Genomic DNA, 24,067 nt, shown 5'->3' with positions numbered 1-24,067 from the left:
CGCATGATGCCCGCTCGTGGTTCTTCGTCTACGGCTTGCGCGCATCGCGCGCGTCCGCTGCAACGCGACAAGCGCGCAGCAGGGCGTCTTGCGACGGCTGCGTTGCTAGGATTGGCGTTGACGTGTCCGGCCAAAGCGCAAACCCAGCGCGTCATCGCGCCGAGTAGCCCTGCCGCCCGAGACTCGTCGAACCCGTCGAACGCGTCGAACGCAACGAACTCGAACGGGGCCACGAACCCGAGCGTCACGCTTGCGCCGATCGTCGTGGTCGGCACGACGCCGCTCATTGGCGTCGGCTTGCCGCTCGCGCAGGTGGCGGCCAACGTGCAGATCGTGCGCGCCGAGCAACTCGACGCGCAACATCGCAGCACGCTCACCGATTTCTTCGAAAAGAACCTGCCGAGCGTGAGCATCAACGAGGCGCAGGGCAACCCCTATCAGGTCGCCCTCGACTACCGGGGCTTCACCGCCTCCGCGCTGCTTGGCGCGCCGCAGGGCTTGTCGGTCTTCCTCGATGGCGTGCGCATCAACGAGCCGTTCGGCGATGTCGTCAACTGGGACTTGGTCCCGCAAGCGGCGATCGACACCATCGAGCTGATGCCCGGTTCGAACCCGACCTTCGGCTTGAACACGCTCGGCGGCGCGCTCGCGATCACCACGAAGAACGGCAAGGACTACCCCGGCGGCGAGGCGGAAATCACGGGCGGCTCGTGGGGCCGCAAAACCGCCGAAGTGCAGCAGGGCGGCAGGCTCGGCGACCATCTGGACTACTTCGTGACCGGCAACGCCGCGAACGACAACGGCTGGGCGCAAAAGAACGCGAGCCGCGTGCGTCAGGCCTTCGGCAAACTGCGCTACACCAGCGCCGACACGACGCTCGCGCTGTCAGCCGGCGGCATCGACAACGACCTGCTCGGAATGCAGACGATCCCGCGCTCGTTTCTCGGCGACCCGCGCCAACCCTATACCTTCCCCGATCAAAACCTGAACCACGCCGGCTATGTGACGCTATCGGGCGAGCACGATGTCAACGACGCGCTCCGGCTGAGCGGCACGGCTTACTATCGCCGCTTCGTCAACAGAAACATCAGCAGCAACAACAACGCGAATTTCGGCGAGACGCTGCCCGACGGCTCGATCGACGCACTGCAAGCCACGAACGTCGACTCCACCGTCGCGACCGACAGCTATGGCGCAAGCCTGCAACTGACGTTGCTCGGCAAGCTCGGCGGCATGGACAATCAACTCGTGGCGGGCATTGCCGCGGATTTCGCGAACTCGCACTACACGTCGGCGTCGCAGGGCGCCGTTTTCACGCCCACGCGTGCAGCGATCGGGATCGGCAGCTACGCTCAGCGCGTCAATGCGAAAACCCGCGACGCCAATCTCGCCTCGTATCTGCAAGACACGCTCTCGCTCACGAAGCAATGGTCGCTGACGCTCTCGGGCCGCTACGACTGGGCCAAGAAAAATATCGGCGACGAGAGCGGCAAACAGCCGCTGCTCGACGGCAGCCATGTGTTCTCGCGCTTGAATCCGGCGATCGGCGTGACCTGGCACCCGGCGCGCAGCCTCACGGCCTACGCCACCTACAACGAAGGCATGCGCACCCCCACCGCGATCGAACTGGCCTGTGCCGATCCGAGCGCGCCTTGTTCGCTGCCCAACGCGTTCGTCGCCGATCCGGCCCTGGCCGCCGTCGTCTCGAAGACGTACGAGGCCGGGGCGCGCGGCAAGATCGGCGCCGCGACGAGTTGGAGCGCCGCGCTGTACCGCACGACGCTCGTCGACGACATCCAGTTCATCAGCGCCCCCGCCACCGCCCAAGGGTACTTTCAGAACGTGGGCAAGACGCGCCGCCAAGGCATCGAGCTTTCGGGGCGCTCGCGGTTCGGGCCGGTCGGCATCGCCGCGAGCTACAGCTACATCGACGCGACCTACCGCTCGAGCTGGGTCGCCAGCAGCCCGAGCAACGCGAGCGCCGATGCCAACGGCAACATCGCCGTGCACTCCGGCGACAAGATCCCGGGGATTCCCGCGCACACGGTCAAGCTGCGGCTGGACTACGCCGCCACGCCGAAGTGGACGATCGGCGCCAACGCGACCTATCGCGGCAGCGTGTACGCCCAAGGCGACGAGAACAACGCCGACCCGAACGGCAAGATCGCCGGCTATGTCCTGATCGACGTCGATACGGCCTACCGCATCACGAAGCGCTTGCAGGTGTTCGCGACGATATCGAACTTGCTGAACAAGCGTTATGCGAGCTTCGGCGCGCTCGGACAAAACTTCTTCAACGGCCCGAATCACACCTTCGACGGCTCGGCGCCCGTGAACGAAGCATTCGTCGGGCCGGGCGCGCCCAGGGGCGCGTGGATGGGGGTGCGTTATGCGTGGGATTGAGGCGGTGCGCGCGGTGGGCCTGCGAACCCTCACCCGCTCGCCGGAATGGGGATAACCCCTGATACCGCGCGGCGGCCGTCGAGCGCATCGTACGAAATCGGCGCTCCCTAGACATGTTCTGACTGAAGCAATCACGCGGCAGGCGCGGCGATCTGGCGCAGTTCTTGCTCTTATCGGTGACCGAAAGTGTGGGCCACGTGCCGACGCTCGCCCCGGAGGAGACAATGCGCAACCTTGTTCATCGCTCGCCGCAGCCCGTTGCGGCCGGCGAATCGAGCTGGCTCACGCCGTCTATACAAAAAGCCCACGAACGCTCGACGGGCTACGGCCTGACCACTTGCACACGGCCCGATTACGACGTTCTGCCTTCATCGGAGCTCTCGCTGCGGGTCGAGCAGAGCCGCATCCTCTGCGCGCATGCGATGCCGGTGATGGAGACGCTGCGCGAGCAAATCGTCAATACCGAAAGCATGGTCGTGCTGACCGACGCGCAGGGCCTCATCCTGCATTCGATCGGCGACGACGATTTTCTCGAACGCGCCGAGAAGGTCGCGCTGCGCCCCGGCGCGCAATGGTCGGAAGAAAAGCAAGGCACGAACGCGATCGGCACGACGCTCGCCGAGTGCAGCCCGACGGTCGTGCACGGCGATCAGCATTTTCTCGAAGCAAACCATTTCCTCACGTGCTCGAGCGCGCCGATTCTCGATCCGTACGGCGACCTCATCGGTGTGCTCGACGTGACGGGCGATTACCGCAGCTACCATCAGCACACGATGGCGCTCGCCAAGATGTCGGTGCAGATGATCGAGAATCATCTGTTCGCCTGGACCTTTCGCGACACGCTGCAAGTGGCCTTCCATAGCCGCCCGGAGTTTCTGGGCACGCTGATGGAAGGCATCGCCGCGTTCACGGGCGACGGGCGCTTCCTCTCGGCCAACCGCAGCGCTCAATTCCAGCTCGGCATGCCGCTCGCGGCGCTGCGCGCGCACACGCTCTCGTCGCTGTTCGGCATGACGAGCGCGCAGCTGATCGACCGCATGCGGGCGAGCCGCGATTCGATGCTCTCGCTCAATCTGCACAGCGGCGCGGTCGTGTGCGCGAACGTCACGTTCCGGCGCATGGCGGTGTCGAGCAGCGGCGTGCAGACCGAGGCGCGGCGTCAAACGAGCACCGACAGTTACGCGAGCACGGCCGCTTGCGCGAGCTCCGCGCGCACCTTGCGCCTCGCGCAGCTCGATACGGGCGACCCGCAGATCGCGGCCGTGATCGCGAAAGTGCGCAAAGTCAGCGGCAAGGATATTCCGGTCCTGATCACGGGCGAAACCGGCACGGGCAAAGAACTGCTCGCGCAGGCGATCCACTACGACTCGCCACGCCGCGCCGGGCCGTTCGTCGCCGTGAACTGTGCATCGATCCCGGAAACGCTGATCGAATCGGAGCTATTCGGCTACGAGGAAGGCGCCTTCACGGGCGCGCGCCGCAAAGGCGCCGTCGGCAAGCTCGTGCAGGCGCACGGCGGCACGCTCTTTCTCGATGAAATCGGCGACATGCCGTACCCGCTGCAGGTCCGCTTGCTGCGCGTCTTGCAGGAGCGCGTCGTCAACCCGCTCGGCTCGGCCAAATCGATTCCGGTCGACATCGCCATCGTCTGCGCAACGCACCGGGACCTGCGCGAGATGATCGCGCAAAACCGCTTCCGGGAAGACCTCTACTATCGCTTGAATGGCTTGGTCGTGAAGCTGCCGCCGCTGCGCGAGCGCCAAGACCTCGCCATCGTCATCGACAAGATGCTCGAGCGCGAAGCGCTCACGGGCGGCGACGGCCAACGCCTATCGGTGGCCCCGGAAGTGATGACGCTGTTCGAGCAATGCGCCTGGCCGGGCAACTTCCGCCAGCTCGGCAACTTGCTGCGCACCGCGGCCGCCATGGTGGAGAACGATGGCCAGATTCGCCGCGAGCATTTGCCGGACGACTTCTTCGACGATCTGCAACAGCGCGATGCAGCGCTAGCTGCCGCCACGCCGCCCCCCGCCACACCCCTAGCGCAAGCGGCGGCGCCGAACGGCACCCGGCTGCAGGACGTCGCCGCCCAGGCGATCGCGACCGCCCTCGCCCGCCACGGCGGCAACGTCTCGGCCGCGGCGCGCGCGCTCGGCGTATCGCGCGCCACCATCTATCGCAACATGCCGCCTTCCGCCACGCGCAAGCCCGGCGACGACGAGTGAGCCGGGGCGGCTTCGCCCGGCTCGCGCATCGCAGCGACAGCACACCTGTCACAATTTGCGACACCGCTGTCGCTCAATGAAACAGTGTCCGTTACACGATGCGCCGGGCGATGCGCCGGCCCGCCCCATTCCCCCACTTGCCGCGTGCGCGAATGTGTCGCCCCTCGCGGCCAGCCGCGCCCATCGCATCGGGTCGTGTTCGATTCCTCACTCGGCATACCCCTTGCTTAATCGATGCGACCGCAACGAACGCTTGCGGTTCAGCTTGCTCACCGACTCGATCAAACAAGGAGACGACCATGCAGTGGACTACGCCGACCTATACCGACCTGCGCTTCGGTTTCGAAATCACGATGTACATCGCCAACCGATAAGGAGCCGGCGAGCGCCGCGCATGAAGACGATGCTCTTCGCGCGCGGCCACTCCCGAGCGCATCGCCATGTTGATTAAGGTTCTCGGTTCCGGCGCCGGCGGCGGTCTGCCGCAATGGAACTGCAATTGCGCCAACTGTTCGCAGGCGCGCGCGCGCACGGGGCCGATCAAGCCACGCACGCAGTCATCGATCGCCGTGAGCGAGAACGGTGACGATTGGGTGCTCATCAACGCATCGCCCGACATCCTGACCCAACTGCGCGCCCACGCCGAATTGCAGCCTGCGCGCGCGCTGCGCGATACCGGCATCGCCGCCGTCATGCTGTGCGATGCGCAGATCGATCACGTGACGGGTCTGCTCATGCTGCGCGAGCGCACGACGCCGCTGCCGCTTTATGCGACTCAGCCCGTGCTCGACGATTTGTCGAGCGCATTGCCGCTCATTCCCCTGCTCGCCCGCTATTGCGGCGTGGACCAGCACGCGATCGTGCTCGGCGAGCCGTTCGTCATTGCGCCGCTCACCGGCTTGCGCTTCACGGCGATCGCGATCGACAGCGCACCGCCGCCTTACTCGCCGCACCGCGGCTCGCCGGTGACGGGCGACAACGTCGCGTTCGTGATCGAAGACCTCGCCACCTCGGCCATCGCGTTCTATGCACCGGGCCTTGCGCGCACGTCGCCTTCGATCCTGGCCGCGATGCGATCGGCTCGGCTCGTGCTCGTGGACGGCACGTTCTGGACCGATACGGAGATGATCGATCTAGGCCTATCGAACAAGCGCGCAGCCGAGATGGGGCACCTTGCGCAATGCATCGTCAACGGCGAAGCGGGCATGATCGAACTGCTCGACTCGCTACCGCGCGCCACGCGCAAAGTGCTGATTCATATCAACAACACGAATCCGATTCTCGATCCTCGTTCCGATGCCTACGCGATCGTGCGTGCGCACGGCATCGACATCGCCGAAGACGGAATGGAACTGCAGGTATAGCCGTGAACGAGACCTCGCTTACCCCGCCGCTGCACGAGACGCCCTGGACGCACGAACAATTCGAAGCGCAGTTGCGCGCGCTCGGCGCGGGCTATCACATCCATCACCCTTTCAACGTGCGCCTCAATAGCGGCCGCTGCTCGCCCGATGAAATTCGCGGCTGGGTCGCGAACCGCTTCTATTATCAGATCAACATTCCGCTGAAAGACGCGGCGATATTGTCCAATTGCGACGATCGCGCCACGCGCCGCCGGTGGGTGCAGCGCATCCTCGACCACGACGGCTACGGCGAGGACGCGGGCGGCATCGAAGCATGGGTGCGGCTGGCCGAAGCCGTGGGCATCGAGCGCGATCGCCTGTGGTCGTTGTCGCAGGTGACGCCGGGCGTGCGATTCGCCGTGGACGCCTATGTCAACTTCGCGCGACGCGCGCCGTGGCAAGAAGCCGTCTGTTCGTCGCTGACCGAGATGTTTGCGCCGCAGATCCACAAGGACAGGCTCGCAGGCTGGCCCGACCTTTATCCTTGGATCGCCGCGCCCGGGCTGCAGTATTTCCGCAGCCGCATTCCGCTTGCCCAACGCGATGTCGAACATGGCCTGGCCGTAACGCTCGACTACTTCAAGACGCCTGCGCAGCAGCGGCGGGCGCTCGACATACTTCAATTCAAGCTCGACATTCTCTGGTCGATGCTCGATGCGATCGAACGGGCGTATTCGTCATGACCTATACCAACGCCGTCGGGGGCGCGCCGCTGCGCCCGCGCCTTCGTCCGATTTTTCGCTTGCAGTGGGAAGCGGCGCAGGATTCGTACGTATTGCTTTATCCGGAGGGAATGGTCAAGCTCAATCCGAGCGCGGGCCAGATCCTCGTGCGATGCGACGGCACGCGCGAGCTCGATGAAATCATCACGGAGTTGGAAGACCTGTTCAACGCTTCCGACCTCGCGCCCGACGTCTACCGGTTTCTCGATCACGCACGCCAACGCGGCTGGGTCGACTGAGCAGCCCTTATCGATCGCCCCGCCATGAACGAGACCGTTTCTGCTTCGCCGCCGCTGTGGTTGCTTGCCGAACTCACCTATCGGTGCCCCTTGCATTGCGCGTTTTGCTACAACCCGGTGGACTTCGCGAGTCACGGCCCCGAACTCGATACCGATGCATGGCGGCGCGTGATCACCGAAGCGCGCGCGTTGGGCGCGGCGCAGATCGGGTTCTCCGGCGGCGAACCGCTCGTGCGCGACGATCTCGAACTGCTGGTGGCCCATGCGCGCGAGCTGGGCTACTACACGAATCTGATCACCTCCGGCGTCGGGCTGAACGAAGCGCGCATCGCTGCATTGAAGGACGCGGGCCTCGATCACATTCAACTGTCGTTTCAGGATTCGACGCGCGAACTCAACGATTTCCTCTCGAGCACGCGCACGTTCGAACTGAAGCGCAACGTCGCGCGTTTGATCAAAGCGTACGGGTACCCGATGGTGCTCAACTGCGTGCTGCATCGATTCAACCTGCCGCACGTGGCGCAGATCATCGAAATGGCGCTCGATATCGGCGCCGAATACCTCGAACTTGCCAATACGCAGTACTACGGTTGGGCCTTGCTCAATCGAGATCAGTTGATGCCGACGGCCGAGCAATTGCGCGAGGCCGAGGATACGGTCAATCGATATCGAAAGCTCGTCGGGGACCGCTGCAAAATTCTATTCGTCGTCCCGGACTACTTCGAACAGCGCCCGAAAGCCTGCATGAACGGGTGGGGCTCGGTCTTTCTCGGCATCGCGCCCGATGGCGCCGCACTGCCTTGTCATGCGGCGCGGTCGCTGCCGGGGTTGGATTTGCCCAATGTGCGAGACGCCTCCGTAGCCGACATCTGGTACGAAAGCTCGGCGTTCAACGCATTTCGGGGCGAAGACTGGATGCGAGAACCGTGCCGAAGCTGCGACGAGCGCAGCGTCGATCACGGCGGCTGCCGGTGCCAGGCGTATTTGCTGACGGGCGACGCGCGTGCCGCCGATCCCGTCTGCTCGAAGTCGCCGCATCATGGCGAAGTCGAACGGGCGGTCACGCTCGCGCGGCGCAGGCCAGGCGGCGAAGAGCGCCCGCTTTTGTTTCGTAGCATGGCGGCCTCGCGCGGGCGCGATTAGCGCCGGTTAGCGCTTGGCTTGCGGCTGCTCGGCTTTCGATTTTCCGAGGACGCCATCACCACCGTTGATGGACATGGGGTGCGATTTTCTCCAAATACAACGCGCGCAGCGCGGCCATCGCGGCATCGGTCAGAGGCGGCAAATCGCTTGCCGCATTGTTGGCCTTGGCTTGCTCGGGGTTCTTGGCCCCGGGGATCACGGTCGTGACGCCCTCGTTCATCAAGATCCAACGCAGCGCGAATTGCGCCATGGTCACGCCCTCTGGAACGAGCGGCCGGATTTCGTCGACGGCCTTGAGCGCAACGTCGAAGGGCACGCCCGCGAACGTCTCGCCTTTGTCGAATGCCTGCCCCTCCCGATTGAAGTGCCGATGATCGTCGGCTGCGAACGCCGTATCCGCCGTCATCTTCCCGGTTAGCAGGCCGGAGGCGAGCGGCACGCGGACAATCACGGCGATCCCTCGTGCCCGCGCTTCGCGCAAGAACAACTCGGCGGGACGCTGCCTGAAGACGTTGTAGATCACCTGCACCGACTTGACGCCGGGGTATTCGATCGCCTTCAGACCTTCCTCGACCTTTTCCACCGAGACGCCGTAGTGGCGGATCTTTCCCGCTGCGACCATGTCGTCCATGGCCTCGAAGACTTCCGGCCGGTAGTACACCTCGGTGGGCGGACAATGCAGTTGCACTAGGTCCAGACAATCGGTGTCGAGATTCTTCAGAGACCGGTCGACGAACGCGTTCAGATTGGCTGCCGTGTAGCCTTGGGCCACATGCGGGTCGAGCCGGCGGCCCGCCTTGGTTGCGACGAAGGGCTTCGGCCCGCCTCGTTCTTTGAGCACGGCGGCGATGATGCGCTCGGATCGGCCATCGCCGTAGACATCGGCCGTATCGATGAACGTCGTGCCGCTATCGAGCGCCGCATGCAGCGCCGCCTTCGCATCGCTTTCCGGCACGGCGCCCCACGAACCGCCGATCGCCCACGCGCCGAAGCCGATTTCCGAAACGACTTGCCCTATATTGCCAAATGGCCGTTGATTCATGGTCTTTCCTCATTCAAGGCATCAGTTGCCCGCCATTCACTTCGATGATCTGCCCGGTGATATACCCGGACAAGGCGGGCGAGGCGAGAAACAGAAACGCGCCGACGCATTCCTCGGGCGAGCCTTCTCTTCCCATCGGCACCGACGCGGTTTGCTGCGCAAGCAGCTCCGGCGGCGTGTATTTGTCGTGGAACGGCGTTTGGATGAGGCCCGGCGCCACCGCGTTGACCCGGATGCCGTCGCGCACGAATTCCTTGGCATGGCCGCGCGTCAAACTACTGACGAAGCTTTTCGTGGCGGCGTAAAGCACGGCGCCCGCGCCGCCTCCCGTGCGCGCGGCCACGGACGAAGTGTTGATGACATACCCTCCGGCCGCCTTGAGAAACGGATGGGCTGCCACGGTTGCCTCCCACACGGAGCGCGCGTTCAGATCGACCACTTCATCGAAATGACCAGGCGGCATCTGCGTCGATGCAATGCGTCCCAGCATGCCGCCGGCATTGTTGATGAGGCCGTCCAGGCCGCCAAGCGTTTCCGCCGCGGCCTGCACGACGCGCGCTGCGGCGCCGGGCTCGCCCAGGTCGCCTCGAATCAGGTGAATGCGGTCGGGGCATTTTGCGCGCAGCGCTTCGGCGGCCGTCTCGCTCCGATTGAAATGCGCCACGACATGCGCTCCTTGCGCGGCGAATGCGCGGGCCACCGCGGCGCCGATCCCCGTCGACGCGCCCGTGACGAGCACTTTCGTGCCCTCCAGGTCGCCGATCCGCATGTGCTCGAAATTGGGCATACGTTTCCCTCGAAAAGATGCGTTCACCGCCGCCGCAGGCGTCGCGCGTTGCCGGCATTGCCTCGGCTGGGAAGCACATCATTGCACGGCGTAGAATGAAGCGGATTCATTGGGCTATTGAATCGCATTCACCATGAGCAAATCAGATCGGATCGACTTCGCGGACCTGAAGTCTTTCTTAGCGATCGTCAGGTGCCGCAGCTTCAAGCTCGCCGCGATCGAACTGGGGCAGACGCCGTCGGCCGTCAGCCATGCCATGCGGCGGCTCGAAGAACGCCTCGGCGCAAAATTGCTCAACCGAAGCAGCCGATCCGTCTCGGCCACCGCTGTCGGGCGCGACCTCGCGGCGCGGTTGGAGGACGGTTTCAATCTAATAGGCACGGCGCTCGAAACGTTCGAAGCGCCCGGCGCGGCGCGACTCGGAGAAATCCGCCTGAACGTGTTCGCGGATGCGGCGCATTTGCTGATTGCCCCAGCATTGCCGGAGTTCGCGCGCCTGTGTCCCGACGTGCGCTTGACGGTTGTCGTCGAGGATAGGCCCATCGACATCGTGGCCGAGGGTTACGATGCGGGCGTGCGCTACGGCCACTATGTCCCCGAAGACATGGTGGCGGTGCCGCTCACCGGGCCGCAGCGGTGGGTCATGGCGGCCTCGCCGGATTATCTCGAGCGGCACGGCACGCCTCGCAGTCTCAAGGATCTGGCCGGCCACACCTGTCTTCAATTGCTGCTCGGCGACAACTCGAGCTATCGATGGGAAATCAACGATGGCGGCGAAGCCCGCCGCCTGCGGGTGCCCGGCTTACTGACGATCAACGATACGGCCACGACGATCAGCGCATGCAAGGCCGGCTTGGGCATCGCGTACGTGCTCGAGGCCCGCATCGCCGCCGAATTGGCGCGAGGGGAATTGCAGGTCGTGCTGAAAAAGCACGCGTTCGCCGAGGACCCGTTTCACATCTACTACAGCAGCCGCCGGTACAAGCATCCGGCGCTGATGACTTTGATCGATATCGTGCGTCGCCAGCAGTCGTTACCGAAGCTGGCCAAAGGCGCTCCACGCTGACGCAGCTTCGCAAGCTGGCGTTTGGGTGCTAGTCCAATGCCGTGTTGCCGAGCGGCGGCTTCGTGCCTTGTCGGGCGAAAGGGTCCGCCTTACTGTTCGTACGCCCCGATGTCGACATTCGCTCCCTGAATGCGCGGATTTCCGGCGAAGTCCACGGAACCCAGTACCGACGTGCCGAGGTTGATTCCGGCGCTCACCGCGGGCGAGCTTGCCGCCACATGGAAATCCGGGCTGGCCAAACTCAGATAGAGCGGATTCGCGAACGAAGAATGTGCATCGTTCCCGGAGATCGAACGGTAAGCGGGGAAACCCGTGACCGACGCGCCCTTCCAATACCAGGCACTGGCGGGCGCACCACCGGTGGAGAAGTACACGTTGTAATCGGCGTCCACATTCGAAGAACTCGCAATTCCGGTCACGAATTGGTCCTGCGCACCGGCATACACGATGTTGTTCTTGAAGATGTTGTTCGTCGAGAAGTACTGGATCTGGAACTCGCCCGAACCCGAGTTCTGCGTATCGTTGTTGTAGAAGGAGTTGTTGACGAAATTGCAGTGATCCGTGCCGCCCCGGCTGGAATCGTATCCGCCGATCGTCAGGCCCGACAGGTTGTTCGCATAGATGAGGTTGCTGCGCACGGTCACATAGCTGCTGAGCTTGTTGGCGTGCTCGCTGGCTACTTCCACGCCGAAGTCGGTGTTGTGCACGACGTTGCGTTCGATGGTCACCCGTGTGCAGCCGTCGCAGTAGATGCCGTCGGCGCCATAGGAATTGCCGTAGGCCGGATTCCCGTATGACGTGATGTTGTAGACGGTGTTGCCGCTGATCGTGCCGTCGCGTGCCAAGTCGGTGGAGGTGCTGCTCGAAACGCCTTCGAAGCCGATCGCGTCGATCCCTATGTTGTTGGTGTCATGGACGACGTTGTTCGTGATCGACCAGTTCTGGATGTTGCCGTCGAGTACGAGCGATTCACTGGATCCGAGCGTGAGGTGATCGATCTGATTGCCGTCGATCGTCAGTTGGCTGATGGCGGCGGTCGGATTGCTCCCATACGCCGCCAGCCCCATGGCGTTTGCGCCCGTGCTACGTGCGGTGTTCGCGATGTGGTGGATGTGGTTGCTCAGGATTTGAAGGTTGTTGCTGGCTCCCGTTATCCAAACGCCGACGGGCACCCGGGCGGTGCTAGCCGTGGCGTAGTTGCGGATCTCGAGCCCCACGATCTTGAGGTAGCTTCGGTCGATGATGTTGAAAAGCCCGCTCTGTCCCGAAGCGGGGGTCAAGCCAGTGCCGTCGACGATGGCGGTTTCACCAGGATAATTCTGGAAGGTGATGTAGCCGCCCGAGGCCGTGCCCGAAACGTTGATGGTGACCGACTCGTTGTAAGTCCCCCCGCGGACGTACACCGTATCGCCGGCGATCGCGACGTTGGCCGCGTGCTGGATGGTGCGCCAGGGGGAACTGCTGGTGCCTGGGTTGGCGTCGTTGCCGCTCGTCGAGACATAGTGCGCGGAAGCCGCCAGGCTGGCTGAACTGGTGCTCGGGCTGATGCTTGAAGAGGTGCTGCCAGTGCTGCTCGAGATACCGGAGTTGCCGCTGCCCGTGTTCGATACACCGGACGTACTGCCGCCACTGCTGGCGACATCGGACGTGGAAGAGCCCCCGCCACAGGCAGTCAGAAAAACTGCCAAAGCCACGGAAATCACCGTGAACGGACGCATCGACATGCGTGCTTCCTTATTAGGATGAGTTGCGGGAATTGCGCGCGCGCATGTGCACAGAATATACGAGCTCTGTGAACAGAGCGGTACAAAGGGCCGGAAAGTTGTGAGGAATTGTCACGGTGTTGGGCGGACCGTGCTTTTCCATCGACCACACCAACGGGTCGGTCAGGCCGAAGCGTGCCGCCGGCCATGCGAACACTTGAGCTCGCTAGGATAAATCTGATTAACCGGCCGCTCGCTTGGGCGCTCCCAAAGCTGGCGCAGCAGATGGCAGGTGAACTGAAGGATTGAAATGAAAATCAGTGAACTGAGCGAATTCGACGGCTCCAGGTTCCTCAAGGAGGAGGAAACGATTCGCCACTATCTCGCGCAAGCATTCGAACGCGGAGACCCACGTCTGAGCCAGGCTGCGCTCGGGAACGTTGCGAAGGCGCGGGACATGTCGGCGCTCGCGCGTGAATCGAGCGTAAAGAGAGAAGCGCTATATCGCGCTTTGTCGGAAGAAGGGAACGCAGAATTTGCAACCATCATGAAGGTCGTGCGCGCGCTGGGGCTACATCTCACGATTGCGCCGCCCGAACCGGCGCACCCGTGACGATCATTGCATTACGGCATCTTGCAACGGCGTTGCGCCAGACGAAGCAATCCCGCTCGAGGCTCAGCCGCATCGAGGGCAGTTGCCGTGCGCATCACGGGGCCGCATATGCATATTCAAGCCCGCGGGAGGTCTGGGATAGCTGGTTTGAGGGCGAGGAAGTGAGCCCGGACTTCATGTCGGCGCGCGACCAACCCGGTGATCAGGAACGTGAGAGATCTTGATGCTCGAGTAAAAGCTCGATACGAACATCTGCATCTTCACTATCAAGAACAAACCTCACGAAGCTCGCGACGCGTTCAATCGCCACCACGGCCACTCGCTCCCGGCTGCAAGGTGAAGAAGGAATTGCACGTCGTGCGCGTCGTTCGCTGAGAGAAGTTCCGTCTTCCCGTTGGACATCGTGACGCCCTTCACCGTGGTCCCATCTGCACTCTTGAGCAGATACGGCAGGCCTTCCACAGGCTCCGCCTTGTCCAAGGTGTACTTTAGCTACACCGACTGCAGTTCGGCAGGTGATGCCGGTAGAGCGGCCCCGTCACCTTCGTCGCAGGTCGATAGGCTGCGGTCGACGTAGAAACACCGTTGACACGCCTATCGGCGACGCTTAATATGTGCGTATCGACGTTGTTTCTACGTCAGATATTTACCCGGTGTGACCGCCCGGTGTCGCACCTATCAGAGGTTCAAACCGGAGATAGATATGGCAGTGCAAGTTATTAAGCGATGGGGCAACAGCCTTGCCGTAAGAATTCCCGCCGGCGTGGCGGACGAGGCGCGGTTTGCCGAAGATCAAGAAGTTGACGTGCAGGTAGAAGAAGGTGTGCTGGTGATCCGGGCACACTCTCCGATCAAGCTGTTCTCAATGGAGCGCTACAAGCAGCAGCTCCGCGAGCGGACGCTTGAGCTGCACGAAACGATCGACTGGGGCGAGCCGCGAGGTACGGAACTCAACGGGCCTGACGACCCGACCAGAAACGATCAGTGGTGACGAATGCATAACGGTATTCCGGAAGCGGGCGACATTCTATGGCTTGAGATTGGGCCGGCACGGGGCAACGAGCAGGACGGCTACCGTCCGGTCCTAGTGCTCACGGAGATGGAACTTAACGATCTCACGGGACGCATCATGGGCGTGCCGATCACATCGAAAATCCGGGGCTGGGAAACCGAGGTTCCGATCACGAACCTCCCCAAACCCTGCGTTGCTCTGATCGATCAGATGCAGACGCTCGCATACCGTGAAAGGGGCGCCCGGTTTAAGGGGGAGCGCGCGACGGAAGAGGAGCTTCACGCGGTTCGTTATGGCCTGCGAGTATTGCTCAGTCTGTGATCCAACCGATGGAGTGGCGGCCGAGTACACGGGCCGATGAAAACTCATCGGCAACATGAGGACGCCGCTTGCGACGACCCCCAAAACAGCGCTCTGCCCACCTGTCAGCCGAGCATCTGACGCGCTGGGTGCAGCCACGCACGCAGTCCGTCGAGCCGAAGACTGCAGCCGGCTGACCGTATTTTCACTGTACTGGGGAAAAACGATGCAGTAGCAAAACCGCTGAAAGCCTTACCAGACTTGGCGCGCCCGGCTGGGATCGAACCAGCAACCCCTGCCTTCGGAGGGCAGTACTCTATCCATTGAGCTACGGGCGCTAAGACATGTCGGCGCGCGTGTAAAACGAGAAACCACAGCGCCAAGCAAGACCGAGAGCATACCTGTTTTCGCCCTACGCGTCCACCGCGCCTGCCCCGCCCGGCGCGGGCCTGCCCCATCTCGCACCGGCGCCCGCCGCCCCACCCTCGCCCTGTCCACCGCACCCCACCGTTACCGCCCCATTAAAGCAAGCCCGGGTAAACGCCGCCCCTGCCCTGCGCGCGCCGCTCGCCGAGGCCAAAACGTTGCGTCTATAATCGTCCGTGTTTTGACCGAATTAATTAAGTCGTTGCCGACTTAGCCGTTTCACGTTTTTTAGCTGTTGCCGTCGCGCTGTACCGCTCACCAACAAAATTCCCCGGGAGACGAGACAAGCATGAGCGAAGCACCACACGGAGCCCCGATCAAAACGCCCGGCCAGTTGATCGCCGCGGTCATTGCGGCGTTCGCCGTTCCGATCGTCGTCATCATCCTGCTGGCGTTTTACGTCAACCAGTCCGTGCGCACAGGCGCCGGCACCAACGGCCTAGCCGACACCACAGTCGCCAGCCGCATCGCGCCGATCGCCCAAGTCACCGTCCGCGATGCCAATGCACCGCACGTGTTCAAGACCGGCGAAGAAGTGTTCAAGGCGGTTTGCACCACCTGCCACACGCCCGGCGCAGCCGGCGCGCCCAAGTTCGGCAACAACGCCGATTGGGCCCCGCGCATCGCCCAAGGCTACGACACCCTGCTGCACAACGCGTTGACCGGCAAGAACGCCATGCCCGCCCGCGGCGGCACGAGCCCCGACGACTACAGCGATTACGAGATCGCCCGCGCCGTCGTCTACATGGCCGATCACGCCGGTGCGAATTTCCCCGAACCGGCCGCCCCCGCGCCGGGCGCCGCGGCCACCGCAAATGCAGCATCGGCCCCGCAAAGCGCAAGCGCCAGCACCGGCGCCGTCAACGACCAAGCCGCAGCCGCCATCGCCGCCTTGCCAAGCGCACCAAGCCCCGCATCGTCGAGCGCCGATAAGGAACAAGCTGGTAAAGCGCTTTACACGCAAGTCTGTCAGGCCTGCCACGCCGCCGGCGTGCTCGGCGCGCCAAAGTTCGGCGACAAGGCCGCGTGGGCGCCACGTCTCAAAGACCCGATGGACGTGGTCTACAACTACGCCCTGCACGGAAAAGGACAGATGCCACCCAAAGGCGGGTCCAGCGCATCCGACGACGAGGTCAAAGCCGCCGTCGATTACATGGTCAACGCCGCCAAGTAAGTTCTGAAGCCCAGCAGCACGTCAGGCCCCGAGCGTCGGTCGAGGCCTGAATGCCTGCGTCGAGCGCCGCGGGCGGGCAAGCCGCGTAGAACGGCAGAGGCGCAGCAGCAAAGCAGTCAACGCCACGACCCGCGCGGACAGTGCGCCGCAAGCACTTCACGCAGGCCCCGCCCGCAACCCCGTCAAGGCTTTTGCAACAGCGCCTTCAGGCTGGCAAGCCGATCCTTCGGCGTCATCGGCGCCTCCTCGGCCGTGGGCGGCGGCGCCTCGTCAAGCCCCATCTCGGGAATGAAACGCGACGGCTCGCACACCACGGTCTCCCGCGCCCGCTTGCGCTTCTTGCACCAGTTCAAATGCAAGCTGCGTTGCGCGCGCGTGATCGCGACGTACATCAAGCGCCGCTCTTCCTCGATGCGCGCATCGTCGATCGGCTCGTCGTCGGCGCCGCCGCGGTGCGGCATGATCCCTTCCTCCACCCCCACCAGGAACACGTGCGGGTATTCGAGCCCTTTCGATGCATGCACCGTCGAGAGCCGCACCGCGTCGGGATCCTCCTCCTTGCCCTCGAGCATCGACATCAAGGCCACGGTCTGAATGAGGCCAAGCAGGTTCTTGCCCGTATCGGCCAATCCGTCCGCATTGTCATAGCCGCTCGCCTCGCCATCCTCGGCTTGCTCAGGCTCGGGCTTGGTCCCTTTGCGCTTGAGCCATTCGAGAAACTCGAGCACGTTCTGCCAGCGCGACTGCGCCTGCCGCTCGTCGAACGTGTCGTAAAGGTAGGCCTCGTAATGGATCGCTTCCATGAGGTCGTCGATCAGCGTGGTGGCCGGATCCTTGGTCGCACGGTCGGCAATGCGCTGCATGAAATCGCAGAACACCCGCAGCGGCTCGACTTGGCGCGCCGAGAGCCGTGCTTCGATCCCGCCCATGTACACGGCCTCGAACAGCGACACCTTCGCCTGCCCCGCGAACGCGCCCAGCGCTTCGAGCGTCGTGTTGCCGATACCGCGGCGCGGTGTGGTGATCGCGCGGATGAACGCGGGATCGTCGTCGGAGTTCGCGATCAAGCGCAGATACGCACAGATGTCCTTGATTTCCGCTTTATCGAAAAACGATTGGCCGCCCGAGAGCACGTACGGAATGCGCTCGCGGCGCAGCACCTGTTCGAAGATGCGCGCCTGAAAGTTGCCCCGATAAAGGATCGCGTAATCGCGAAATTGCGCGCGCCGCTCGAACTTGTGCGCGGAAAGCCGAAAGACGACCGACTCGGCCTCGTGCTCTTCGTCGTTGCATCCGGTCACCGTGATCGAATCGCCCATGCCGTGCTCGGACCACAACTTCTTCTCGAACAGCTTCGGGTTGTTCGCAATGACGTTATTGGCCGCGGTCAGAATCCGCACCGTCGAGCGGTAGTTTTGCTCGAGCTTGATCACGTGCAGCTTCGGAAAATCGCGACCGAGCTGCGCGAGATTTTCCAGCGTGGCACCACGCCAGCCGTAGATCGCCTGGTCGTCGTCGCCCACCGCCGTGAACGCGGCGCGCGGCCCGGCGAGCAACTTCAGCAAGGCGTACTGACACGCATTCGTGTCCTGATACTCGTCGATCAACAAGTAACGCAGCTTGTTTTGCCAACGGTCGCGCACGGCCTCGTTCTGCGCGAAAAGCTCGGTGGGCAAGCGGATCAAATCGTCGAAATCGACCGCCTGATACGCATGCAGCGTCGCCACGTAATTGCGGTAGACGATCGCCGCCTGGTGCTCGTCTTCGTTCGCCGCATTCGCTTGCGCCGTTTGCGGATCGATCAGCCCGTTCTTCCACAGGGAAATGATCGACTGAATCTTGCGGATGAAGCCCTTGTCGGTCGAGCCGACCTGCTCTTGAATCATGCCGAAGCAGTCGTCGGCATCCATGATCGAAAACTGCGGCTTGAGCCCCAAATGCTCGGCTTCTTGCCGCAAGATCTGCACGCCCAACGAATGGAACGTGCAAACGGTCAGCTGATTCACGGGCACCTTCCGGCCCTCTTTGCCCGGCGTCGTCAGCGTTTTGCCCTCGAGCAGCTTGCCGACGCGCTCGCGCATTTCGGCCGCTGCCTTGTTCGTGAAGGTCACGGCTGCAATATGGCGGGGCTCGAAGCCCTTGTTCTCGATCAGGTGTGCGATTTTCTGCGTGATGACGCGCGTCTTGCCGCTGCCTGCGCCGGCCAAAACCAGGCACGGGCCGTCGAGGTAGCGCACCGCTTCGCTTTGCGCGGGGTTCAATCCTGCGGACATCTTCGTGTGGATGGTGTTACGAGGTTGGCGGCCCGCGCCGGAGCGCATCGATGCATACAGTCGATGCGGCGCGCGAAGCCGTGAGGGCAAGTGCGCGATGTTAACACGGATGCACGCCCGAACCGGGGCTCACGGTGGGATCGGTTCCTCCCGGCGAGCAAGGCATGCCACAATGTTCGATTCTCTTGCCGCGCGGCCCGGTGGGGCCCTTTTCCCGCACATCGCCGCGCGAGCCTCATTCATCTGTCGTCAGGCGGAGGGAAGCACGATGGCTTCGACGTTGAAAATCGGTTTGATGGGCTACGGATTCGCGGGCGCGACGTTTCACGCGCCCGTCATCGAGCACTGCGGCGCGCCGCCCGACGCCCCTGGGGTTCCCTATGCGCGCGTCACCGCCATCGCCACTAGTCAGGGGGAGCAGGCCCGTGCCGACTACCCGCAAGCGGCGATCGTCGCCGACATCGATGCGCTGGTCGCCTCGGACGAGGTTCAATGCGTCGTCATCGCCACGCCGAACGACACGCACTATCCGCTCGCGGCCAAAGTGCTCGAGGCCGGCAAACACGTCGTCGTCGATAAACCCGTCACGCTCACGGCGCAGCAAGCCTGTGCGCTGGCTCGCCTCGCGCGCGAGCGGGGTCTCGTCTTCGCGCCGTTTCACAATCGCCGCTGGGATGGCGATTTCTTGACCCTGCGCGAACTCGTCGAGCGCGGCGCGCTAGGGCGCATCGTTCATTTCGAATCGCATTTCGATCGCTTTCGGCCCCAGGTCCGCCAGCGTTGGCGCGAGGAGGCATCGCGCGGCGGCGGTCTGCTGTTCGATCTCGGCCCCCATCTCATCGATCAAACGCTCGCATTGTTCGGTGCGCCGGAATCGGTCTACGCAAGCGTCAAATTGCATCGCGACCATGCCAGCGCGCCCGACTACGTCCACCTTCTGCTCGGCTATCCCGACAAGGAAGTCATCCTCCATGCAAGCGCGCTTGCGGCAATCGAGCCGCCGCGCTTTGCCGTGCACGGCACGCGCGGAAGCTACGTCAAATTTGGCCTCGATACGCAGGAAGACCAGCTCAAAGCCGGACTGCGCCCCGGCCAAGCAGGCTTCGCCGCGGGCAACGCAGCAGGCACGCTGCGTGCTCTTGAGGGCGAGCGAGAGATCGAGCGGGCGGTGCCCACGCGCGACGGAGCGTATGTCGACTTTTACCGCGCGCTCGCTCGAGCGATAACCGGCGGCGCGGCGTTTCCCGTCACGCCGCAAGACGCAGTCGATGTCATGACGATCATCGAGCTGGCGAACGAAAGCGCGCGCGAAGGCAAGCGCCTGCCGTTCGTGCGCCTCGCCCCGTGAAGCGGCAAGGGTGCTGCGGCAAGTCCGCCGCGCCCGTGCGCCCGGGGTTCGTGCAGCCGCTTGTCATCGGATACAGGACGCCGGACGTTTGACGTGACATGGTTCGTACGATCGATCCCCCACAGACACCACGCACACTCAGAAGGAGAGATGGGATGCAACGCTCGATTCGCGTACTCGTTGGCTGCGCGCTGATTTCCGCGCTGGCAGCTTGCGTGGCGCCGCGGCCCCCGCATAGGCGCGCGCCGCCGCCGCCCCCGCCCCCGCCGCCGGTGGTCGTGCGCCCCGCCCCGAATCCGCACGAGGCCGACCTGGCGCGGTATGCGCAGGTGGATGAACGCATCGACAGCTTGAACCGCCGGATCGACGAGCGCGTCGCCCAAGGTTATTACCCGCCGCCGACGGGCGTTTCGCTGCATCATCGGCTCGACGTGATCCACCAAGAGATGCACGACATGGCGGGACAACACGACGGCGGCATATCGGCTGACGAGCAGCGTGTGCTCAATCAGGAACTCGACAGCGCAGCGAGAGTGATCGGCAATTGACGTCGAACGAAGCGGCGAGAACTCGCTTCGACAGCAAACGCGGTGGCGCCCTTGGGCCTACCGCGTTTTTTATTGTCGATTTTCCTGCGCTCGTCCATCGAGCCCATGAGAGGGCCGTCGAACGGCCCCCCGCTTGCACTGCGCTCCGTATGCGGGCGAGAACCCCGCCCTAAACACGTTCGTGCGAAGGCTCAGCGCCGCGCCTGCGTCGCCATCCGAACCGCCAGCCCGGCGAGCACGGTGCCCATCAGCCAGCGTTGCACGGTAACCCAGCTCGGCCGCGTCGCCAGAAAGGCCGCGATCGAACCGGCCATCATCGCGACCACCGTATTGACGGCCAGGCTCGCCGCGATTTGCAAGCTACCGAGCGTGAGCGATTGAGCCAGGACGCTGCCACGGTGCGGATCGATGAACTGCGGCAGCAGCGACAAGTAGAGCACGGCGATCTTCGGGTTGAGCAGATTCGTCACGAGGCCCATCACGAATAGCTTGCGCGGGCTGTCAGGGGGCAAATTGCGCACTTCGAACGGCGAGCGTCCGCCCGGCTTCAACGCTTGCCACGCGAGATAAGCCAGGTAAAGCGCACCGCCGAGCCGCAACGCGTCATAGGCGAACGGAACCGCCAGCAGCAACGCGGTGATGCCGCATGCCGTGCTGACCATGTAGAAGACGAAGCCGAGCGCGACGCCGCCCAGCGAAATCATGCCCGCGGCACGGCCTTGGCAAAGCGAGCGCGAAACGAGATAAATCATGTTCGGCCCGGGCGTCAGCGCGATGCCGAGCGCGACTAGACCGAAAGCAAGCAAGGAACTGGACGTGGGCATTGCATCTCCTCGATAGGTGACAGATGGCCATTCATGCCCAGGCGCGCGGCGAATTCGGTCCCGCGCTCCCCGATGGTGAACTCCATCTCACGGCGCCAGTCGCGCGGCCGGATCGATTATTCCATGCTTCGCGAGAATGCGTCGCGAGTCGCGCGCAGCCCCACGGTCCACGGTCCACGGTCCACGGTCCACGGACATTAATTAGGCCACAGCGGCGGCGCAGGCCCGAAGTCCAAGCCGCGTTTGGACGTCGCGCATCGAACCCTCGATCCAGCGGCGCAGCAGGCCATCGAAGCAAACGGCGGCCATCGAGCCTGCGATGAGGCGATAAACGTCGTTACGGCGCACCTTCGAGATCCGCTCGGGATCGAGCCAGGCTTCGTTGTCCGCCAACAACTTCAACGTCTCCAACCCGATCAGGATGGGCCATAGGCAAGCCAATCGGAGACGGATCGACGAACGCGGAATCGCGAGCGCGTAGTCGAGCGCATCGCGGTAATGCGCGAGCGCGGTCGCCATCAGTTCGGCCAGCACGGGCTTCGCCCGCGACGAGGCATCGGACGCGAGCAGCGCGGCCGGCGTGAGCCCGTGACGCTCGAGCATCGATGAGGGCAGATAGCAGCGGCCGATGCGCAGATCCTTTGCGCAGTCTCGTAGGATATTCGTCAACTGCAGCGCTTTGCCGAAGCCGATGCCGCGCGCGACGGCCATGTCGTGCGGCTCGGCGAACGTGCCGGGCACATGTGCGCAGGTCATCTTCGTCCAAAACTCGCCGACGCAGCCCGCCACGAGGTAGGTGTAACGGTCGAGTTCGCCCGGCTCGCGCAGCGCTTCGATCCGCCCCGAATCCTCGGCCGGGAACGTGCGCAGGTCGAACTCCATACCAGTTGTCAGGGTAATGACGATTTCTCGCACGGCGGCGCGATCGTCCGGCGCGAGTTGCTCGAGCAGTGCGAGAGCCGCGGTCAGCGATTGCAGCAGACGTTTTTCATCGGCGAGCGCTTGCCGGCCGGCCACTTCATCGGCCACTTCGCCGATCGCGGCGAGCGTCGGCGCGCTGTTGTCGCCCCCGACCGCCGCGCGCAGCGCGAGCAGCAAACGCAAGCGGCGCGGGGGATCGATGAGCGGGGTATCGGCGATCGTGTCGGCTGCCCGCGCGAGCAAATAGGCGAGCCCAACCGGCTCGCGCATCGGCCCCGGCAGAATACGCAGCGTCAAATAAAACGAGCGCGAAACACTTTTGAGCAGGGGGCCGAGGAGATCGGCCCGGGCAACGTTGGACATGAATCGGACGAGAAAAAAGAAGCGCACGGCTTGCGTGCGCCATTGTAGCCGCCCGGCTCGCCCGCCCGCTTCGCGCCGGAACCGGCGGTTGGCGGGTAGAAGGGTGGGCGAGCGCGGCTCCTGCACTTTGCGCCTACTGCGCTCGCCGAGCCAACCTCGGGGCGCGTTCGGCCCCGAGCACGAGCGCGAGCCCGATCAAGATCGCGGCCATTCCGGCAAGCTCCGACGCATGCAGCCGATTGCCGAGAAACGCATAGTCCATCAGCGCTGTGACGATCGGCACGAGATAGAACAGGCTCGTCACGTTGACAAGGTCCCCGCGCCGCACCAATCGGTAGAACAGCAACTGCGCGAAGACCGAAATCACGAGCCCGAGCCAAATCAGCGCAATGAAGAGCGGCGCATCGAAGTGCACGGCGAGCGGCATGAAAGGCGCGATCGCCACGCACAATGCGAGGCTGACCGCATTCTGCAACGGCAGCACATCGATCGGAGGTTGCTCGATCCGTTTTTGCAACAGCGCGCCGCAGGTCATGCAAAGCAGCGCCGCCAGCCCGAACGCGGCGCCGCCCAAGGATGCGCTCGCGCCTGCCGCCCCGGGATGAACCACCAGCGCGAGCCCTAACAGCGATATGCCCAGCCCGGCGATTCGTCGCGCACCGTAGCGCCGCTGCGTCGCGATCAAGGTCAAGATCGGCTGCGCGCCCAAGATCGTGGCGAGCAATCCCGGCGTGAGCCCGCGCGAAAGCGCGAGCAGGTAGCAGATCGAATACCCGCCGGTGAGCAGCGCGCCCGTGAGCGCCACGCGCCAGCGCGTGCCGGACGCGGGTAGCCATCGCCCGCGGCGCGCGCCGAACGCGGCCAGCACCGCACTGGCGAGCGCAAAGCGCAGCAACAGGAAAGCGAAGGCGCTGGCATGCTCGATGCCGATTCCGGCAAAAATCGCGCCGCTGCTCCAGAGCAAAACAAACAGCGAAGTCGTACCGTAAGCCGCCAGTGCGGCTCGAATCGAATTCATTTGATGACCACCTGTGCAAGGTTGCGTGAACCCCGCGAACGCACGTCACGCGCGTTCGGCTCGCGCTGAAGCGCGAAGCGAAACGCAGCGGGGCGTTGGCGGGATGCGGGAAAGTCGGGGGTTAAACGCGCGCCGGCGGGGGCGCGGCGATACCGACTACGGCTTGCCTCGGCGGGGGAGGCGAGCCGGCTTGCACGGGCACGGCCAGGACTGCGACGGGCGAACGCGACGCGCACCGAACGCCGACGTGTGCGTCGGAGCTACGGGCGAGCAGGCTGCGTGTGCGCTTGGCGTTCGTCATCGATGTCGAATGGATGAAGGCGTGACGGCCGATCGGATCGAGCCGGATGAAACCCGGAGCCCGATCCAAACTTGTCCCAGTTCGTCCGAAGGCTGCGGCGATGATATCGACCGAAGCGGGAAGGACCGACCGTCCGATAGACTACTCGCGATCGAACGATCGAGCAACGGGGCAACCCGCGCGCAACCCACGCGCGATCTCGCCTTTCCCCTA

Annotated in this window: 21 protein-coding genes, 1 tRNA gene and 1 riboswitch; of the genes, 14 read left to right on the top strand and 8 right to left on the bottom strand. The window is 63.9% G+C overall.

Translation table 11 applies throughout. The features are described 5' to 3' along the window. Positions 1-3 precede the first annotated feature (3 nt). The 7 genes from QQS38_RS17595 (at position 4) to pqqE (ending at position 8,135) form a co-directional block, all read left to right on the top strand. On the top strand, positions 4-2,403 hold the full coding sequence (locus tag QQS38_RS17595) for a TonB-dependent receptor (protein ID WP_479646643.1): 2,400 nt from the start codon (positions 4-6) through the stop codon (positions 2,401-2,403). Positions 2,404-2,627: 224 nt separating this feature from the next. Then, the gene (locus tag QQS38_RS17590; RefSeq protein ID WP_479646642.1) at positions 2,628-4,628 is read left to right on the top strand and encodes a sigma-54-dependent Fis family transcriptional regulator; all 2,001 of its coding nucleotides are present in this window, start codon (positions 2,628-2,630) and stop codon (positions 4,626-4,628) included. Positions 4,629-4,927: 299 nt separating this feature from the next. Next, a complete protein-coding gene (gene pqqA / locus QQS38_RS17585) occupies positions 4,928-5,002 on the top strand; it encodes a pyrroloquinoline quinone precursor peptide PqqA (RefSeq protein ID WP_175021319.1) in 75 nt (24 codons plus the stop codon). Positions 5,003-5,068: 66 nt separating this feature from the next. Further along, on the top strand, positions 5,069-5,992 hold the full coding sequence (gene pqqB, locus QQS38_RS17580) for a pyrroloquinoline quinone biosynthesis protein PqqB (protein WP_479646641.1): 924 nt from the start codon (positions 5,069-5,071) through the stop codon (positions 5,990-5,992). Between the two features lie 2 nt (positions 5,993-5,994). Next, positions 5,995-6,714 carry a pyrroloquinoline-quinone synthase PqqC gene (pqqC, locus tag QQS38_RS17575; RefSeq protein WP_479646640.1) on the top strand — a complete coding sequence of 240 codons (720 nt, stop codon included), beginning with the start codon at positions 5,995-5,997 and terminating at the stop codon, positions 6,712-6,714. Next, positions 6,711-6,992, top strand: a complete 282-nt coding sequence (gene pqqD, locus QQS38_RS17570) for a pyrroloquinoline quinone biosynthesis peptide chaperone PqqD (RefSeq protein ID WP_479646639.1) — start codon at positions 6,711-6,713, stop codon at positions 6,990-6,992. Before pqqC ends, pqqD begins: the two co-directional genes overlap by 4 nt. A gap of 24 nt (positions 6,993-7,016) precedes the next feature. Next, complete coding sequence (gene pqqE, locus QQS38_RS17565; RefSeq protein ID WP_479646638.1) at positions 7,017-8,135, top strand: pyrroloquinoline quinone biosynthesis protein PqqE; 1,119 nt, start codon at positions 7,017-7,019, stop codon at positions 8,133-8,135. Positions 8,136-8,190: 55 nt separating this feature from the next. Here pqqE and QQS38_RS17560 read toward each other — a convergent pair whose 3' ends face one another. Next, on the bottom strand, positions 8,191-9,177 hold the full coding sequence (locus QQS38_RS17560) for an aldo/keto reductase (RefSeq protein ID WP_479646637.1): 987 nt from the start codon (positions 9,175-9,177) through the stop codon (positions 8,191-8,193). 13 nt (positions 9,178-9,190) lie between these two features. Beyond that, complete coding sequence (locus QQS38_RS17555; RefSeq protein ID WP_479646636.1) at positions 9,191-9,964, bottom strand: SDR family NAD(P)-dependent oxidoreductase; 774 nt, start codon at positions 9,962-9,964, stop codon at positions 9,191-9,193. A 133-nt stretch (positions 9,965-10,097) separates the two neighbouring features. On the opposite strand from QQS38_RS17555, the gene QQS38_RS17550 reads away from it, so the two are divergent. After that, positions 10,098-11,030 (top strand): LysR family transcriptional regulator, encoded by a 933-nt coding sequence (locus QQS38_RS17550; protein ID WP_479646635.1) that lies wholly within the window; start codon positions 10,098-10,100, stop codon positions 11,028-11,030. Between the two features lie 89 nt (positions 11,031-11,119). Here QQS38_RS17550 and QQS38_RS17545 read toward each other — a convergent pair whose 3' ends face one another. Then, positions 11,120-12,754: a choice-of-anchor Q domain-containing protein gene (locus QQS38_RS17545; protein WP_479646634.1), complete on the bottom strand. Its 1,635-nt coding sequence runs from the start codon at positions 12,752-12,754 to the stop codon at positions 11,120-11,122. A gap of 289 nt (positions 12,755-13,043) precedes the next feature. On the opposite strand from QQS38_RS17545, the gene QQS38_RS17540 reads away from it, so the two are divergent. The 3 genes from QQS38_RS17540 to QQS38_RS17530 all read left to right on the top strand — a co-directional run bounded on the left by QQS38_RS17540 (position 13,044) and on the right by QQS38_RS17530 (position 14,679). Then, the gene (locus QQS38_RS17540; protein WP_479646633.1) at positions 13,044-13,346 is read left to right on the top strand and encodes an addiction module antidote protein; all 303 of its coding nucleotides are present in this window, start codon (positions 13,044-13,046) and stop codon (positions 13,344-13,346) included. A gap of 703 nt (positions 13,347-14,049) precedes the next feature. Beyond that, positions 14,050-14,337 (top strand): AbrB/MazE/SpoVT family DNA-binding domain-containing protein, encoded by a 288-nt coding sequence (locus QQS38_RS17535; protein WP_479646632.1) that lies wholly within the window; start codon positions 14,050-14,052, stop codon positions 14,335-14,337. 3 nt (positions 14,338-14,340) lie between these two features. Next, positions 14,341-14,679, top strand: a complete 339-nt coding sequence (locus tag QQS38_RS17530) for a type II toxin-antitoxin system PemK/MazF family toxin (protein WP_479646631.1) — start codon at positions 14,341-14,343, stop codon at positions 14,677-14,679. 241 nt (positions 14,680-14,920) lie between these two features. On the opposite strand, the gene QQS38_RS17525 is transcribed toward QQS38_RS17530, so the two are convergent. Further along, positions 14,921-14,996: transfer RNA gene (locus tag QQS38_RS17525), tRNA-Arg, on the bottom strand. Positions 14,997-15,373: 377 nt separating this feature from the next. On the opposite strand from QQS38_RS17525, the gene QQS38_RS17520 reads away from it, so the two are divergent. After that, positions 15,374-16,258: a c-type cytochrome gene (locus QQS38_RS17520; RefSeq protein ID WP_479646630.1), complete on the top strand. Its 885-nt coding sequence runs from the start codon at positions 15,374-15,376 to the stop codon at positions 16,256-16,258. Between the two features lie 182 nt (positions 16,259-16,440). On the opposite strand, the gene QQS38_RS17515 is transcribed toward QQS38_RS17520, so the two are convergent. Further along, positions 16,441-18,531, bottom strand: a complete 2,091-nt coding sequence (locus QQS38_RS17515) for a UvrD-helicase domain-containing protein (protein ID WP_479646629.1) — start codon at positions 18,529-18,531, stop codon at positions 16,441-16,443. A 268-nt stretch (positions 18,532-18,799) separates the two neighbouring features. Between QQS38_RS17515 and QQS38_RS17510 the strand changes: the two genes are divergently transcribed. Both QQS38_RS17510 and QQS38_RS17505 read left to right on the top strand, forming a co-directional pair. Further along, positions 18,800-19,879, top strand: coding sequence for an oxidoreductase (locus QQS38_RS17510; RefSeq protein ID WP_479646628.1), 1,080 nt, complete (start codon positions 18,800-18,802; stop codon positions 19,877-19,879). Positions 19,880-20,034: 155 nt separating this feature from the next. Continuing rightward, a complete protein-coding gene (locus tag QQS38_RS17505; RefSeq protein ID WP_479646627.1) occupies positions 20,035-20,427 on the top strand; it encodes a hypothetical protein in 393 nt (130 codons plus the stop codon). A 191-nt stretch (positions 20,428-20,618) separates the two neighbouring features. Here the strand turns inward: QQS38_RS17505 and QQS38_RS17500 are convergent, their stop codons facing one another. The 3 genes from QQS38_RS17500 to QQS38_RS17490 all read right to left on the bottom strand — a co-directional run bounded on the left by QQS38_RS17500 (position 20,619) and on the right by QQS38_RS17490 (position 23,553). Beyond that, on the bottom strand, positions 20,619-21,251 hold the full coding sequence (locus QQS38_RS17500) for a LysE family translocator (RefSeq protein ID WP_479646626.1): 633 nt from the start codon (positions 21,249-21,251) through the stop codon (positions 20,619-20,621). Between the two features lie 28 nt (positions 21,252-21,279). Further along, positions 21,280-21,364: riboswitch (ZMP/ZTP riboswitch) on the bottom strand. A gap of 88 nt (positions 21,365-21,452) precedes the next feature. Beyond that, positions 21,453-22,535 (bottom strand): phytoene/squalene synthase family protein, encoded by a 1,083-nt coding sequence (locus QQS38_RS17495; protein ID WP_479646625.1) that lies wholly within the window; start codon positions 22,533-22,535, stop codon positions 21,453-21,455. Positions 22,536-22,668: 133 nt separating this feature from the next. Continuing rightward, positions 22,669-23,553, bottom strand: coding sequence for a DMT family transporter (locus tag QQS38_RS17490; protein WP_479646624.1), 885 nt, complete (start codon positions 23,551-23,553; stop codon positions 22,669-22,671). Positions 23,554-24,067: the final 514 nt, after the last annotated feature.

The organism is Trinickia sp. Z7 (genome assembly GCF_056498045.1).
The sequence above is the reverse complement of the archived record's forward strand: the minus strand, read 5'-3'. Positions and strand labels throughout refer to the sequence as shown.

Excerpts from the sequence above, each read along its gene's own strand:
- QQS38_RS17595 (WP_479646643.1), top strand. The coding sequence starts at position 4 with ATGATGCCCGCTCGTGGTTCTTCGTCTACGGCTTGCGCGCATCGCGCG.
- QQS38_RS17590 (WP_479646642.1), top strand. The coding sequence starts at position 2,628 with ATGCGCAACCTTGTTCATCGCTCGCCGCAGCCCGTTGCGGCCGGCGAA.
- pqqB (WP_479646641.1), top strand. The coding sequence starts at position 5,069 with ATGTTGATTAAGGTTCTCGGTTCCGGCGCCGGCGGCGGTCTGCCGCAA.
- pqqD (WP_479646639.1), top strand. The coding sequence starts at position 6,711 with ATGACCTATACCAACGCCGTCGGGGGCGCGCCGCTGCGCCCGCGCCTT.
- pqqE (WP_479646638.1), top strand. The coding sequence starts at position 7,017 with ATGAACGAGACCGTTTCTGCTTCGCCGCCGCTGTGGTTGCTTGCCGAA.
- QQS38_RS17560 (WP_479646637.1), bottom strand. The coding sequence starts at position 9,177 with ATGAATCAACGGCCATTTGGCAATATAGGGCAAGTCGTTTCGGAAATC.
- QQS38_RS17555 (WP_479646636.1), bottom strand. The coding sequence starts at position 9,964 with ATGCCCAATTTCGAGCACATGCGGATCGGCGACCTGGAGGGCACGAAA.
- QQS38_RS17550 (WP_479646635.1), top strand. The coding sequence starts at position 10,098 with ATGAGCAAATCAGATCGGATCGACTTCGCGGACCTGAAGTCTTTCTTA.
- QQS38_RS17545 (WP_479646634.1), bottom strand. The coding sequence starts at position 12,754 with ATGTCGATGCGTCCGTTCACGGTGATTTCCGTGGCTTTGGCAGTTTTT.
- QQS38_RS17540 (WP_479646633.1), top strand. The coding sequence starts at position 13,044 with ATGAAAATCAGTGAACTGAGCGAATTCGACGGCTCCAGGTTCCTCAAG.
- QQS38_RS17535 (WP_479646632.1), top strand. The coding sequence starts at position 14,050 with ATGGCAGTGCAAGTTATTAAGCGATGGGGCAACAGCCTTGCCGTAAGA.
- QQS38_RS17530 (WP_479646631.1), top strand. The coding sequence starts at position 14,341 with ATGCATAACGGTATTCCGGAAGCGGGCGACATTCTATGGCTTGAGATT.
- QQS38_RS17520 (WP_479646630.1), top strand. The coding sequence starts at position 15,374 with ATGAGCGAAGCACCACACGGAGCCCCGATCAAAACGCCCGGCCAGTTG.
- QQS38_RS17515 (WP_479646629.1), bottom strand. The coding sequence starts at position 18,531 with ATGTCCGCAGGATTGAACCCCGCGCAAAGCGAAGCGGTGCGCTACCTC.
- QQS38_RS17510 (WP_479646628.1), top strand. The coding sequence starts at position 18,800 with ATGGCTTCGACGTTGAAAATCGGTTTGATGGGCTACGGATTCGCGGGC.
- QQS38_RS17505 (WP_479646627.1), top strand. The coding sequence starts at position 20,035 with ATGCAACGCTCGATTCGCGTACTCGTTGGCTGCGCGCTGATTTCCGCG.
- QQS38_RS17500 (WP_479646626.1), bottom strand. The coding sequence starts at position 21,251 with ATGCCCACGTCCAGTTCCTTGCTTGCTTTCGGTCTAGTCGCGCTCGGC.
- QQS38_RS17495 (WP_479646625.1), bottom strand. The coding sequence starts at position 22,535 with ATGTCCAACGTTGCCCGGGCCGATCTCCTCGGCCCCCTGCTCAAAAGT.
- QQS38_RS17490 (WP_479646624.1), bottom strand. The coding sequence starts at position 23,553 with ATGAATTCGATTCGAGCCGCACTGGCGGCTTACGGTACGACTTCGCTG.